Below are 14,963 nucleotides of genomic sequence, written 5' to 3'. Positions count from 1 at the left end.
CTTCATTCAAAAAAGAATGCGCAACCTCCATTTCAGCCAAGACGAAAAGTGAATGATTCATATTATCTCCTGCTATATTTTTAATTATGGCAGCGACATCAAACAAGCGAATATCGACTTTTGTTTTTATTGTATTTCTAGCTTTTAATTTAAGGAGTTATTCTAACCCACCAAGTCCCCAGAAAATATGTGTCATGATTTTCATGACCCTCTTTCACAGTCTGTTCCAGAATATGCTCGCTGAGTTACGTTTCGTGCGCTTGAGGCACTTCGGATTCCCTATTAGTCCCATTTTGGAACCGGCGCCCGGATGGTCGTCGATTACAAGACGCAAAGGGAACCGGAAGTGAACAACACATTGTAAAACCTCGATCAAATTAACGAAGGTGGGTCACATCAATGGCAAGGTGTAGGAGAGGATCAACCGGTTCTGATCCACATCTCTCTGGAAGTCGCTTCGGTAGGTAGCGTTACGCAGGCGAACGCTGAGGTTCTTCAGTACCGAACCCTTCTGGAACACGTAGGCAATGTCCGTATTTCGCTCCCACTCCGTGGAGCCGCCAGATCCATTGCGGACCTCAGCATCACGTCCTGTGAGGTATCGGGTCATGAAGCTCAGCCCAGGCACGCCGAGGACTGCGAAGTCGTAGTCGAAGCGTGCGAAGGTGGTTTTCTCTTCAGCTTCACTGAAGTTACTGACCTGGACTTCGGTGAACAGCGTTGTGTTGGTGCCGTCGATGAAGGCGAAGGCTGTATCACCGGAGAGGCTCTGGTAACCCAGCGAAAACTTCGCACCGCCGAGTGTGTAATCCAGCTTGCCAGCTAGAGCCTTGTTGTCGATATCGCCGGCATAGCGAGCACCCGAGTCACCGGTAAGGAAGTAGCGTGCTTCAGCACCCAGCTTCCCAGGGCCGAATGGGATGCTGTATCGCAAACCCAGGTAGTGCTGGGTATAAAAGTCCTGAAGCTCTCCGTAAAAGTAACTGGCTGTCAGAGATGGCGTCAGGCTGTACTGAGCTCCGCCGTAGTAAAAGCGGTCGCTTTCGCCAGTAACCACAAAGCGACTGTTGCGCGAGTCCACAGTCATCGGCTCGTAATCTTGCGAGTTGCGATCCTGTGCTCGATTGATCACACCGCCGGTCAACTTCAAATCAGCAATGTCACTCGACGTGATCTGAGCACCTTGGTAGGTGGTAGGAAACAGACGGCTCGTGTTGGCATTGATCACCGGAAGCTCCGGTATCAATGTGCCTAGCCTGAGCTCCGTCTCAGCGATCTTCGCCTTCCCCGTCAACGCCAACCGGGAATAGCTGTCCTGTGCACGCTTGGCATAGCTGGGTTTACCAGGTTCGGCTTCCGCGTCTTGCTGCAACAAACCCGTATTGGAGCGCTCTGGCCCGGAGTCGAGTTTGAGTCCTAACATCCCAATGGCGTCGACACCGAACGCTACCGGCCCCTCGGTGTAACCAGAATCGAAGCGCAAGGTGAAACCCTGAGCCCACTCCGCACGCTTGGACTGCTGGTTAGCACTGCTGCTGACCTCGTCGCGATAGTCGCTATTGAAGTAATAGTTGGTGATGTCGAGGGAGGCCTTGCTGTCCTGGACGAATGCTGCGGAGGCATGCGTACCCCAAATCATGGAGCCGGCCAGAGCCATCCTGGAAGTGTTGACGGCGGTGAATCTCATCATGCGATAGCCCCTGCAGATATTTATCTTTATGGATTGGTGCCAATAGAGCTGGCGCCCATTTAGTTCACGCTAACTCGCTGAGCTGAAAAACAACTCTGACAACGCGCTAGAGCAAGCTGCACTGGATAAAACTCATATACAGCTTGCTCATGCACTTTATGGATTTGTGCCAATAGAACTGGCGTCCATTTAGCTCAAGCTAACTCGCTGAGCTGAAAAACAACTCTAACAACGCGTTAGAGCAAGCTGCATTGGATAAAAATTCATATACAGCTTGCTCATGCACTTTATGGATTGGTGCCAATAGAACTTGCGCCCATTTATCTCAATCTAACTCGCCGAGCTGAAAAACAACTCTAACAACGCTAGAGCAAGCTGCATTGAATAAAAATTCAGCTACAGCTTACTCATGCTTAAGCTCTAGTTTTTCGTAATTGGCCACTTGGGCAACATGGCTTTAAGGTAGGTAAGCTGGTCATACATGGGGGTCGCTGATCCTGGTGCGCCCACGTATATAACCTTCTCCGACAGCTTTGAAAAGGACGCGTAAAAATGCTGAGCGGACTTGACTACAACAATGCGTTTCCCAATCAAATCACACCCTAGCTTTGTAAACACGTCCGCGTTGAGGGCTTGGTTCCGGTTGGAAATTATCAGACATTCAATTCCTTGTATCTCGACCAGAGCAGCATCGCCAACAGACATGGTCTCACCGGCTTGTCCGGTCATGGTGTGGTTGCGCTGCAGGGCCTTGACAGAGAATTCCCCATCCACCGGGTCGCCAGACATTTTGCTAACTTTTCCGCCCAGTCTCAAACTCAGCCGAGCGTTTATCCCCGCCTCAAAAGCAAACTGCACCAGCATTGGGTCCCAGATAGGCCCAATTGCGACATCTCGAATACCGAGCTCTAGCAGCCTCTGCAGGATAAAGGTTGAATCGCCAGCAGCACCGCTGCCTGGGTTATCAGCTCGGTCAGCTAATATGACTGGTGTTATGCTTCCCTCCAGCGCCAAGTCTATAGCCTCATCAATCGAAAGATAACTGATTTGCAACTGATCGCGAATCGAGATGAGCTTGTCAGCCAATTCCTTGGCAAGCGTCTCTGCTTTATCTGGATCATTGTCTGTATAAACCAGGAGCTTTGTCCCCATACTGGGTACGTCGCCTGTAGCAAATCCTTGGATAGCTGAAATCGTCAAAATAGAACCTTGTCCTTCGAGCTCCATCAGGCTATCAATGAATGATCGACCAGGTTCACGAGTAGTATGGATAGGCACCACCATGTGCGTATCTATCACCGCAGCGACAGGCCTTACTTCACCAGTAAAGGTTTTTACACATATATCTACCAGCTCTTCTGCGCGCACCCTGATATCCGTGTGCGGGTATTCCTTATAGGCAATGAGCACGTCAGAGTTCATGACCATCGATGGGCTAAGATGAGCATGCGGGTCCAGTTCGCAGCCTATGACTGCTTTGCTGCCTGCAATTTTCCGAACATGCTCAATGAGATCGCCTTCGCAATCATCATAACCATCAGCCACCATTGCCCCATGCAACCCCAGTAGTACCACATCTACCGGCAATGCATTGCGCAAATCCGTGAGTAGTTCATCTCGTAGGGCCTCGTAGGCTGCCCTGGTTACCAATCCTGAGGGTTGTGCTTGGGCATACAAGCCTTCTAGCACCGTCCAGCCTTCTTTGCGACCTCTCTCACGAGCAACGATGAGCGGCGCCGAGTACCTGGTGCTGTGCTGAGGGTGTTGCCCTGCGGGATAGTATCCCCCAAGGCGAAATGCTTCGAGACCGGTTGGCAGTGGCGAGAACGTATTAGTCTCAGTTCCAATACCAGCACTGAATACACGCATTTTATGACCTCCTGCTAAATTTCTAGTGTCCCACGATGCTCGCGTAATCGTCCTATGCATTCTAAACTTCAGGGCGGAGTATCAAGAACTGGCAAATAAATTTGCGGATGCTTTCATCTTGGATATCGCCTGAAATTCCATTTTCTATGATGGCCGTGGCGGTGGTGGTTGGTAACTATATGTATAGATTACAAATATTTTTTAGTCTGACGTAAGAAGCGATGCGATGGGCAAAACTCCTACCGCATCACTGACATAATAGGATTTATGCTGTGGCGTTGGCAGCGCTGGACTGCGGAGCATCACGCCATGTCAGGGCAATAAGAAGGGCGACACCGGATGACGCGACCAGCATGCCAAAGGCTGCAAAATACGATCCATTGAACTGTACGATTAACGCGCCCATCGCCATAGGCCCCACAGAACCTGCCAGCTGACCGCCGAAGTTCATCAGCCCTGTTGCACTACCGATCAAGTCCGGGCGGAAACGTTTCAAAGGAATTGCAAAGCAGGTAGCGTAGATGAAGTTGTAGGAAAGCATGCAAAGCGTCCAATAGATGATCAGCAGTGACATGGACTTGGTGTTCATCATCAAGGTCATGAGTGCTATGCAACCAAATGCGCCAAACATCATGAAATATTTTTCACGGCCATTCCCGAATTTATCAAGCATCCAGCCCACTGCATTTGTTCCGGCGAATCCAATAAGGTAAGGAACTGCCGATGCGAGGCCGACATGAAGCAGGTCGATGTTGTATGTTTTTGAAAGATAGGATGGCATCCAGGAGTTCAGGCCGATACTCAGCATGCTCGCGCAGAACCAAATCGCAGTTAGCTTTAATGCAGCGGGGTCTTTGAGGAGCTCTTTGAACTGGTTAGTCTTGGCAGGCTGCGACGATGCTCGAAGGCGCTGTGCCGCCATCCCTCCCTTGAGGGCAAACCACAATATGATCGAGGTTATAACACCCAGGGCCATCAGGATATGAAACGACCCACGCCAACCCAGGTACACCATAGTCAAACCGAGTAGGCCGGAACCTGCAGCCTTCCCTAGGTACGCAGTGGATATCAAAAAGGATTTTGCACGTGCGCGCTCATTTTTGGGAAAAGTTTCGGCGACAGTCACAGAACTGGCGGGTGAAAAGCAGCCTTCGCCCATGCCGAATAAAAACCGAATAACCAACAATGACGCAAATGACCAAGCCAGTGCAGTTGCACCGGTGAAAATAGACCAGGCGACAACACAAAGAACTATGACGATTCGCGATCCATACCGGTCAGAGACCCATCCACCAAAGAGCTGCATAATCGCATAGCTGAGGTAAAATGCACTAAGTACCATGCCGGCTTGCTGAGCGTCCAAGGCAAATTCCTTGCTAACAGGAATGATTGCAAGGCTCATCACAATTCGATCTGCGTAGCCAACCGCCCATGCCAAAAACAATGCGGCGAGTACAATTGTTTTTTTCGCTCTACTAGTTTCGTTTCCAAAACTGTTCATATCAATCTCTCTATAATAAATATTGTTGAGAGGCAGTGAATCTAATTTTTTGAAGTTGCCAATTATTTTGTTAGATGTCTAATTACACTTACTGGACCGCCGCTACCACCGTGATCTCGACTAAAACTTCTGGCCGTGCCAGTTCCGCTTGCATCGTGGTCCGTGTCGGGGCTTCCCCGCTTGTCAGCCAGGTTTCCCATACATCATTCATTGCCGCAAAATCTCGCCCAATGTCTTTGAGATAGATGGTGGCACTTAAAATCAAATCTTTGTGAGAACCTACCTCTGCTAACAGGGCGTCGATTTTATCAAGCACCTGGAGTGTCTGCGAACTGGCTGTTACACCATCACCCGGCACCTGGCCGGACAGAAATACCAGATTGCCATACGTAGCGGCTGCGCTCAGACGAGGGCCAGAGTTGAGACGATTGATGGTCATGATTGATCTCCGGTAAATCAAGCTGTTCGATATGAATAAAGCTGAGGGTTTAGCGGTGCTTTCCGCTCGCTAATCAGGTTGGCCAGTAAGTCAGCACTTCCGCAGGCTAAAGTGAAGCCGAGTGCACCGTGACCGACGTTGAGCCAGAGATTTTTGTAATGAGGCGTAGCGCCAATTATCGGCACTCCTGTAGGAGTAGCTGGACGCATCCCGGCCCACTCCACCGCTTCACGATAATTTCCACCATTGGGAAACAATTCCTGAGCAGCTGATCTAATTGCATTGATTCGACCAGGATCTACTTCTGGGTTAAATCCGACGATATCTACCATTGCAGCTACTCGCAGTTTATCGTCCAAACGTGCATACACAATCTTTCTATCGTAATCAGTTATGCTAACTTCTGGAGCCATATTTCCTTTCGAGATCGGCACAGTGAGGCTATAACCCTTAAGGGGATAAATCGGTATCGACAGCAGCGGCAATTTCAACACTGATGTTTTATAACCGGTGCACAGAACCAAATTCTGTACGTCAAGTTCATCATTGCCGAAACGAAGTTTCTCGATCACCCCATTTCTATGGACTACGTCTGTAACAGGCTTCCCCAGGACGAAATTGCACAAATTGGAACTAGCCAGCTCTTTGACGAGAGACTGGCAAAATTTGTAGCAATCACCTACCTCTTCATCAGGTGTGAAAATCCCCCCAACGAATGGAGTGTTGGAGAGACACGAATCGAGGGTTGCAAGCCCAGCGCGTGTCACTACCCGCTGGTTCTGAGGGTCGGACAAATGCTTACTGTGGTGTTTAAAACTTGCTTCATCGCGGAAGGCAACCAGCTTGCCATTGCGTCTCCAAGCGAAATCATCAATAGCGGCTGCTGATAGCCAATTGTGAAGCGTGTCCCGGCTATGCAACGCAAGCTCCAGCAGCTTCTGAGCATTTGCCTGGTTAACAGAGCTACGGCAAGCGAGCAGAAATTCCGCCATCCATTTCCATTGCTGCATGTCCAATCGCGGGCGTAACTTTAAGGGAGAATTGCTTTTTAGCAGCCAGCCAATTGCCTGCATTGGCACACCTGCATCTGCAAGGGGAGCAACGTAGCGATAGGAGAGTTGCCCGCCGTTTGCAAAGCTCGTTTCGCTCGCCAGTTCGGATCGAGCATCAATCAGGTCAACGGCGACTCCTTGACGTACCAAGGCATATGCCGTTGTAAGACCTACAACCCCACCACCGATGATGCTTACCCGCATTGCAGTCGCCCTATACGAAAATTGTTACGCTTTGGCGCAACTTAGCAGGGGGTGACAGGCTTCGGATAATGAATAAGAATCGACTGGGTATAGACAAAGGTTATGGTGTCGCATGCGGCTACGTCACATCGAAATTTTTCAAGCCATCAGGCAGGCAGGCTCAATCAGCGGAGCTGCTGAACTCCTCCACGTTAGCCAGCCTTCCGTCACCAAGGTCCTTCAACATGCTGAGGCTCAGCTCGGCTTTGCCCTGTTTCGACGTGTGAAGGGAAAGCTTCTCATCACGCCCGAGGCCCAGGCCTTGGAAATGGAAGTGAGAAAGGTCACCACCAGCCTTGACGGGGTACGTCGACTGGCCGAAAGCTTGCGCCAAATGCCGTCCGAAACGCTAAGAATCGGCGCCACACCTGCGCTTGCCTCCTCCCTTCTCCCGAGAGTTGTCGCAAGCTGGCAGCAACGGCATGAGAACTCAAGATTCGAACTGACCAGCCTGCATAGCCAGGAGCTGGTACAGAACCTATTCATGCAGGAAATCGACCTGGCATTGACCTTTCGACATCCGGAACATCCGGGTTTGGACGTCATACCGGTCATCACCGGCGATCTGTTGTTATTGAGCCCTCTCGGCCACAAATTCAACTCTGCATCGAAACCGGTAGACATCAGTGAGCTTGCAGGTGAGCAACTGATCGGGGTTTCACCTATCGATCCGATGTTTAGCCAGTTAGGTAGCTACCTGGCGAACGTTGAACCATCACCTAAAACTGCCGTTCGTGTTCAAACTTATTCTCTAGCCCGATCACTGGTCGAGTCAGGTGTCGGAGTCGCTATAGTCGATCCATTCACGGCCTATGAATCAAACTCAAGCCGATCAAAAATTGCGAAGCTCAGTCCTCCTTGCAGCGTTACCCTGTACGCCATGAAGCGTGCTAACGAGCCTGAGTCCCACTCATTCCAAGCGCTTCTACAGATACTGAACGACCAAGCGACCGGCATTTTGAACGCGCTGAACGAAGATCCTTCTGAACGAGCTCCATGAAAGACAGGGCACCGTTTCCCCCTTACAATAAGTGATAGGCATACGGTTAATCGCGAAAGTTCGCCATGTGTCGGTTCGGCATTTTTTTGGCAGACCAGGGAGTCTATCCGTAACCAGTTCCTTGTAGATATTATTCACAGCTCGTCGGAAATTAGATGGAGAAATCCGATCAAGCTTCCATCTACACCAGTCCTTATTGGAGGCAGGTAGGGTGTACACTTCACGGTACAACGTGGAAGTGTACACATGCAAAAAACTATGTTAATTATACGGTTATGCTAATATTCGAGTCTCCCTCGGGCACCAAAATTAAGAAAGGTCTTGCTTAGCAAGGCCTTTTTTTTCGCCCGCAGAAAAGCACCTGACACCCCACCACCTTGTGGGAGCCAGCCTGCTGGCGATGCTTTTGCCCCTGCCCTTCCACACCACCCGCACCGCCGGAACATTTCACAAGGATTCCCCCCATGGAATTACACATGGAAACCGTCGCCCTCTTCTCCCTCAAACTGGCTTATGAATCGGAAGGTCAGAGCCCGATTTTGCGAGATGATTTGGTGATGGGGGATTACCAGCGGGATGTGTTTGAGCTGCTGGTGCGGCGGGGGGATGTTGAGGGGATTCAGGTGAAGGTGGGTGAGTGTGTGGGGTTGGCGTTGGAGGCTGTTGGGGGTGTGGATAAGCCGTTGGGGCGGGAGTTGGGGAGGTTGGCGGGGGAATTTGCCGGGATTCGGGCAATGGAGGAGCTTGATGCTCCGCTGATTGCGCTGAAGGACTATTTAAAAGATATTCTATGAATAAAGCGGGGGTGCCTTAAAGCGGTAGTGCCCAATAGCCGAACCGAAGTTGGTCGCCGCGTCTTAACCGATAAAAAATATGTCCCCTTTTTCCCCTATCCCCTTTTCCCCCGCCCGTGCAACCGAGGGCGCGGATCGTGAGGCCTATCGGTCGGAACATGCTGCCGACACCCGCTGAATGCGCCGAAGGCAGATCCAGCCAACAAGCAAAATGACATGTTCAACTAGCGGAAGCAATCCATGAAAAAGAACGTTGGATCACTGATTCCCTTACAGGATTACCTGCGAGTTCATAGGGTTGTCCGCTCTGCTTTGGATATGGCAGGCGCGGAAACAGCCCACGCTTGCTGGTTTTTCAGCGTCGCGGGTGCAGCCATTCTTAGAAAATATTATAAAAAAGATGCTCATGCCGTGGCAGGGGCTATGTGCCTGATGGTGGATGAAGAAAACGCCAACGTGTTGTGCTTCGCTACCTTAGAAGGCGACACAATTAGTAGCTCCAATAATGCGTTTCACGCACTGGTGGTGTGCGGCGATTACGTTGTGGACTTCATGAGCCCTATCTTTCCGGAAACCTGTAAATCCTCAGGCCATCCGTTTATGGCACCGTCCAAGTCATTCCAACGAAAGATCGAAACCATGGCATCGTCTCACACCGACCTAAGCAGAGACGGGGACTTCTTTTTTTCCCCAAATGAGATGCTGACCGACCATCTTAAGAAGAGGTTTGTGCAAGGCCATCTTCAGTCTGATGTCTTGAATGCTTGCCTGGAGTGGTTTACCAAGCCCCCTAAGCCGATGCGTCCCACTCTCACTGTGGCTGATGAAAAGGGCCAGATCATCAACATGAAGCTCAAGGACGGCTTTGTCGTCGGGTCATGGTAAGTCGTAATTAAAGAGGAAATAATGCGTCGATGAATACTGAGCTACTGCTGACGTCCGCCGTCGTGTCCGCTCTCGTAGGGGGATTTGTCAGCCTCAGAGCCTCGGAGCGAAAGATCCAAATTGAGAACATCACCCAGGAGCGTGCTAAGTGGCGTGAGCAGATTCGCATTAACGCCCTGAAAGTTCATCAGACTGCGAGTAAAGCGGCTACACCGGAAGTCAAGACACCACTGGCTGAGTTGAGACTGGTGTTTGAGTTGCTGCTGAACCCTCTTGACCCTGAGGATATTGCCATCCTCAAATGCATTGAGGGGCTTTCTGAATGCAAAGAACCTGTAAAGCGGCTCCCTGAGTTTTCGAAACGCGTGGCATACCTACTGAAGCACGATTGGGAGCGCGCCAAACGGGAGGCTAAGCCATGGTGGTGGAGTCTATTCAAAAAGTCACATCGGGAGAGTCTGGGGTGAGAGTTGGCCAAACCCCGAAGACAACAAAGGGACAGATTTATTTCTCTTAGCCGGAAAATAAATCTGTCCCCTTTTCCCTGCCTTTTCCCTAAAATAAATCTGTCCCCTTTCCGGTCCCCTTTCCGTTTTCCGCTCTCTTCATACCTCGATAAAATATGAAATCCAAAAAAAACACTTGCCCCCCAAAGGTTAATAAGAGACGCACATACAGCTGCCAAATTGCAAACTGCATGCGCATCGCCCCACTTTATCAACGCAAGAAATCGCAGAGTCTTAACTCCCTCAAAATAGAACCACTTACTGAGAGCAGCAACCTGCAAGCCGCCACTTTACTACCAAGAACATCTCACAGCACGACCTCTACCACTTCATCAAAAAACTCGTAAATATTTTCCTTTTCCTCTTCCGACAACATTCGGACGCATGTTAAATTTCGTATAGTTCGAGAGCATGCGACATAAAGAATTTTTTTCACATCGAAATCAAACTCATCAAACTTATCCTTTGAAAAAAGACCGTTAAAATTGTAAGAGCTCTTCCAAAAAAAATCCTCCATAACCACCAAAGTATCCTTAATCCCGGAGCCTTTGGTCTTATGCATTGTAATGAACGGAGTTTCTTCGTTAACATACCTCAAGTAGTTACTTGCCTCCCCCATCGAAACCCCGACATCAACAAGATTATGATAAAACGTTTCCACCTTAATTTTTTTCAGCAACTGAGCATAATCATACTCATCTAAATACTCCATTTGCTCCGAAACCTTAGTAAAGCTTTTCGCTCCACTAACATACAGAGCTTTAAATTTTTGATACTCCTCATCACCAACTAGCCCCTCCAAGAACTTTTCTTTTCTCCGGAGAACCCTGCGCCGAGCCTCTGACTCGGTTATTAGGTTGTTTTTTATTGCAAATTCTACTGACTCCTCTGCACTTCGCCCACCAGCAAACAACTCATGCAATCGCGCTGATAGTTGTTGCTTGCTAGCAAGACTGTGAATTAAGTAGCCAGACCTTTTAACAACCTGCAATATCTCATGAAAATTTTTCGATTCGAACAAACTCATCAAAGAGTGCACTTCACTGTACTGCAGAGCTGACAGATACTCTTCCAACCTATCATTTATTGAAACACTAAATCGGTCATTAAAAATATCAAATAAAGCCCCAAACCCTGCCTTCTTTGAAATTGCTTTATTTGTGAGAATTAGAGTTTTTTGCTCACCACCTTCAGATGCAATTTCAATTAAACGATTAATTTTATCAAAATACTCCGCCTTTATAGTCGCATCGCTGAAAGCGTTTGGCCTATCGTTGCAAACAGCATAGTAAAGCTTAACGACTCCCTGCCGCTCCTCAGCGCGTTCCTCTACTCCGTCAGTTGTTTTCAAAGCGAGTTGTTGCGTTAAATCGTCAACTCTAAACTTATTTATAAATTCAATTACCTGAACTGAGCAACGATAGTTATCTGGCTTGTTGACCTTATGTAATTCTTTGCGCTCCACATACTTTTCGACGTCACCCACACCATCCTCATAGATTCCCTGCATAGAATCCCCAAAAAGGCCTAAAACTTTTCCAGGTCTATTTTTCACCCCATTAACGAAAACCTCAATTATCCCTGGATTGGTATCTTGATACTCGTCGATGAATACATAGTCGTATTTATCAAACAAAATCCTTAAGAGCTTAGGCTTTTTTAATAAAAGACATGATATTGTTATAAGACCATCGTGACCAAAACTTAACTCATCAAACCGGTCAAACGGGGATTCATTGTATACAATCTCGTAATGTGGTACCGAAGCGATTCGGGCTATTATAAATAAGTTAAACTCCTCAATTTTGGTGTTCAACTCAGCAACATACCCATCCTGATCCTTGTCAAACAGTCGTTTCCCAGGACACTTTGAAACCTTCTCTCCTTTTATTGCGTAAAGCGCATCAGCAAATTTCTCATAAGCTTTTTTATATCTTTTATGCTCTGCATCACCAACAGGAATGAAAAACTCCTGCACCAATCGCATCCTAAACACTTCAAAAATTACAGAGTGTATATCCAACGTATAGTTTTTTATAAGGCCATATAGAAAAGAATGAATTGTGGAAATTTTATGCGAGCCGCCAACTCGCTTCGCTATTTCTTCAGAAGCCAAGTTAGTATGAGTAATACAAACAGCCAAACGATCAGGGTAGCTTTTTGTAATATGACTTAAAACTGTTTTTAACGATTCAGTTTTTCCACTCCCCGCCCCCCCTTGCAATACAAAATCGATACCACTATCAACGCAATGAAGGACTTCTGAGATAGGACTCATTTCGCCAGCCATTTTATGCCCTCCTCAATATATACAGGCGTTTTCCACTGAACATTTTCTTTTGTCAAGGCTAAGAATAACAAGGAGGAAGCGAATGCAGATTTCTTGTCTAACACCTTATCTACTAGTTCGTAAGAGGATATCCCATCATTAATTGCAGATATATTTTTCAAGCCTTGGATATTTGATATATTCTCTTTTATAAGATCCAAGTTGATATTTACAAAAGCATCCTCAAAGCTTCTTCCATGGTAATCATTTTCAGATTTTTGATACGCAATATATGGATTAACATCTTCTAACTGTAATCCATGTTTTTTCAGATTGGCAAACCACTTATCAAATTCCTCCACCTCTTCGAAGCCTGGCGAGCCTAAATAATATCTTATCGTTGCGTTACTAGTGTGAGTCCCCTCATTTACGCTACAAGATACATACCCGCCCTTTTTCCCGTCCTCACCTTCTTTAAAAACGGTAGTATCAATATCAGTTACAATTAGCGCTTTAATGCCAATAAAATCTAAAAAATGCCTAAACGCCTTAGCGTTCGCTCCGGCCTCCAAGACTGTAATATTCTGCGATGATAGTGGCACTCGTGTTTGTTCAGCATCATCCAAACTATCAAAACGACTTACAAAATAGTCCCACAACACTCTTTCCGTGAGCCCCTCTATAAACACGACCTTACTGGCAAAAAACAACTCACAGGCACTAAGCGTAAGATACTGCTTTATGAAATTGAAAGAATCTATATCAGCAGCATACTTTCTCTCGAGCTCGGAATGAAAGTTCTTTATCTCCACCCCAGTATCTGAAGACTTAAAATACCTAATATCTTCAAAATTGCATTGAGATACTATATGCGATGAATGGGTTGTTATTACTGTCTGAAGATTATCAATTTCAGACAGTATAGATTTGATTTTAGTTGAAAACACATACTGAATTTGTGGGTGCGTGTGCGCTTCAGGCTCTTCAATAAAAAGCAAATTTATTTGGCATTTACTTTTATTAAACGACTCCTTTCTTATCTCAATAGCCAATAGCAAATAAAGAATATTCATATGCCCTAGACCATTATAGGTCTCAGGCAGAAAACTTCCATCTCCACCGTATACTACCTGTGAGCAATTATCTAAAACCTCCTTTGATTCAAGGTTTGAAATCACCTTGATATTATCAATACCTAAAAATTTTTTTGCACCAGCCAGAAATGGATTAAAAAACTCTTCGTATTTTTTTTCTAGCCCCTCATCCATCCCAATCAACAACTCGTTAACTGGGTCAAAATGCTCTTGTTCATCGTTTGCTTTATTAAAGTACTGCGTAGTAAGCCTAGATAAAACCTTTTTTCCGCCCTCAGAGCTTGCGACGTCCCTTCTTGCATGAATTATCTCGAAATTTATTAGCGCCCGAATCAAACTTTTATCTTTCGGCACTAGGGCCTGCCTATTTTCCTTAACATCTTCATCCTTCATGAAAGCATATAAATTACTAACCAAGTACTTATATAAATTTTTCTTGATATAGCGCTCTTTGCAACTAGTAACCAACTCAAGATCCCTAAGAAGCCGATCTGAGTCTATGACACACTCAAACAAAATCTTAACTATATTATTATTTTCGTCTAAATCCAGAATAAAGTCCGAGATTTTTTTGAGATCATCATCTTCGTGAAATTCGATTTCGAGAGTCATTTGAATCGCTAAATCATCGATTCTCTTCCCATGCTGCATTGCCAGTATTTGGCCCCGATATTCCATAGGGAAGTCATCAAACGTAAACTTCATCGAGGACTCATAAAAACGTTCAAAAAGAACTAAAAACGAAGTTTTACCGCTATTATTCCGCCCAATAAGGAGGGATAAATCACGACGCAAGTCTAAAGTTGCGTCTCTCAACATTCTAAAATTCTTGGCAGTGATCTTGGTGACTTTCATTTTTTCTCAATCCATGAATAACAGTTTAATTCTGCAGCCCACAAATCCCTTTTTTATTAGGGAAAAGGCTACTGGCCACCATCCAAGATAGACGTCAAAATGCTGTTATTCAACAGAATTTTTCGGCAACCACGAATATATAATAAATAAGTCGGCAGGCCTATATACTTCCCTCCGTCTCCACTAATTCAAAAAACCAATACCTATACAAATCAAACTAGTATCATAATAAGACAACAGAGAAGAATCACAATATTTTCGGAGTCTAAACAGGCAGCGAACGAAGACCTTGAAATCAGCAACTTTAGAACCTAATGAGAAGCACAACAAAAGGTGCACTGATACTTAAACCAGCTTATTGATTTAAGCTCTAGAAATCACATCCAATATCTCAAGCTACTCCCCTATGGTGTATAGAAAAAATCCTACTTAACACGTGGAAACTCTTCATTTTTGCCACATCAAGACCATGGAAAAAGTACAAGAAGGGACACTCCATATTGTTTCTCAGCGTAGATCTGAGGCCGATGCGTTCGAAGGTTGCGAGAAAAGGGCCCGCACGATACCCTTCCACCGTCGCTGCCAATTCAGCGACCGGGTGTGGTAACCCGAGTTATTCAAGGCGCAACAGCGCCCCATTCACGTCATCAGGCGCTTTTTTTATGCCTGCGGCGTGAGTTATGGCGGCTGTGCGTGGGACGCCCTCGGGCGTGCCGGTTTCCTTGATTCCCGGTTTACCACCCTGCGCACAGCTGTCACCCATTCG

11 protein-coding genes are annotated in these 14,963 nt (G+C 46.8%); 4 read left to right on the top strand and 7 right to left on the bottom strand.

The genetic code is table 11. From position 1 onward, the window contains the following. Window positions 1–391: 391 nt before the first annotated feature. From ACEN8Z_RS07570 to ACEN8Z_RS07550, 5 genes are all read right to left on the bottom strand, one after another. Complete coding sequence (locus ACEN8Z_RS07570) at window positions 392–1,690, bottom strand: OprD family porin (RefSeq protein WP_495597242.1); 1,299 nt, start codon at window positions 1,688–1,690, stop codon at window positions 392–394. A 420-nt stretch (window positions 1,691–2,110) separates the two neighbouring features. Beyond that, window positions 2,111–3,559 (bottom strand): M81 family metallopeptidase, encoded by a 1,449-nt coding sequence (locus ACEN8Z_RS07565; protein ID WP_495597241.1) that lies wholly within the window; start codon window positions 3,557–3,559, stop codon window positions 2,111–2,113. Window positions 3,560–3,824: 265 nt separating this feature from the next. Next, entirely contained in the window at window positions 3,825–5,060 is a 1,236-nt protein-coding gene (locus tag ACEN8Z_RS07560) for an MFS transporter (protein WP_495597240.1), read from the bottom strand. Between the two features lie 88 nt (window positions 5,061–5,148). After that, a complete protein-coding gene (locus ACEN8Z_RS07555) occupies window positions 5,149–5,499 on the bottom strand; it encodes a RidA family protein (RefSeq protein ID WP_495597239.1) in 351 nt (116 codons plus the stop codon). Window positions 5,500–5,516: 17 nt separating this feature from the next. Further along, window positions 5,517–6,755 carry a D-amino acid dehydrogenase gene (locus ACEN8Z_RS07550; RefSeq protein ID WP_495597238.1) on the bottom strand — a complete coding sequence of 413 codons (1,239 nt, stop codon included), beginning with the start codon at window positions 6,753–6,755 and terminating at the stop codon, window positions 5,517–5,519. A gap of 112 nt (window positions 6,756–6,867) precedes the next feature. Between ACEN8Z_RS07550 and ACEN8Z_RS07545 the strand changes: the two genes are divergently transcribed. The 4 genes from ACEN8Z_RS07545 (at window position 6,868) to ACEN8Z_RS07530 (ending at window position 9,940) form a co-directional block, all read left to right on the top strand. Next, window positions 6,868–7,794, top strand: a complete 927-nt coding sequence (locus tag ACEN8Z_RS07545) for a LysR family transcriptional regulator (RefSeq protein ID WP_495597237.1) — start codon at window positions 6,868–6,870, stop codon at window positions 7,792–7,794. A gap of 464 nt (window positions 7,795–8,258) precedes the next feature. Next, window positions 8,259–8,588 (top strand): hypothetical protein, encoded by a 330-nt coding sequence (locus ACEN8Z_RS07540; protein ID WP_495597236.1) that lies wholly within the window; start codon window positions 8,259–8,261, stop codon window positions 8,586–8,588. A gap of 240 nt (window positions 8,589–8,828) precedes the next feature. Continuing rightward, on the top strand, window positions 8,829–9,473 hold the full coding sequence (locus ACEN8Z_RS07535; protein WP_495597235.1) for a DUF2026 family protein: 645 nt from the start codon (window positions 8,829–8,831) through the stop codon (window positions 9,471–9,473). 29 nt (window positions 9,474–9,502) lie between these two features. After that, a complete protein-coding gene (locus tag ACEN8Z_RS07530) occupies window positions 9,503–9,940 on the top strand; it encodes a hypothetical protein (RefSeq protein WP_495597234.1) in 438 nt (145 codons plus the stop codon). 346 nt (window positions 9,941–10,286) lie between these two features. Here ACEN8Z_RS07530 and ACEN8Z_RS07525 read toward each other — a convergent pair whose 3' ends face one another. Both ACEN8Z_RS07525 and ACEN8Z_RS07520 read right to left on the bottom strand, forming a co-directional pair. Then, entirely contained in the window at window positions 10,287–12,269 is a 1,983-nt protein-coding gene (locus tag ACEN8Z_RS07525) for a UvrD-helicase domain-containing protein (RefSeq protein ID WP_495597233.1), read from the bottom strand. Further along, window positions 12,254–14,197: an AAA family ATPase gene (locus ACEN8Z_RS07520; protein ID WP_495597232.1), complete on the bottom strand. Its 1,944-nt coding sequence runs from the start codon at window positions 14,195–14,197 to the stop codon at window positions 12,254–12,256. The genes ACEN8Z_RS07525 and ACEN8Z_RS07520 overlap by 16 nt, the downstream gene beginning before the upstream one ends. Window positions 14,198–14,963 lie beyond the last annotated feature (766 nt).

Source organism: Pseudomonas sp. Pseusp10 (assembly GCF_059492225.1).
The sequence above is the reverse complement of the archived record's forward strand: the minus strand, read 5'-3'. Positions and strand labels throughout refer to the sequence as shown.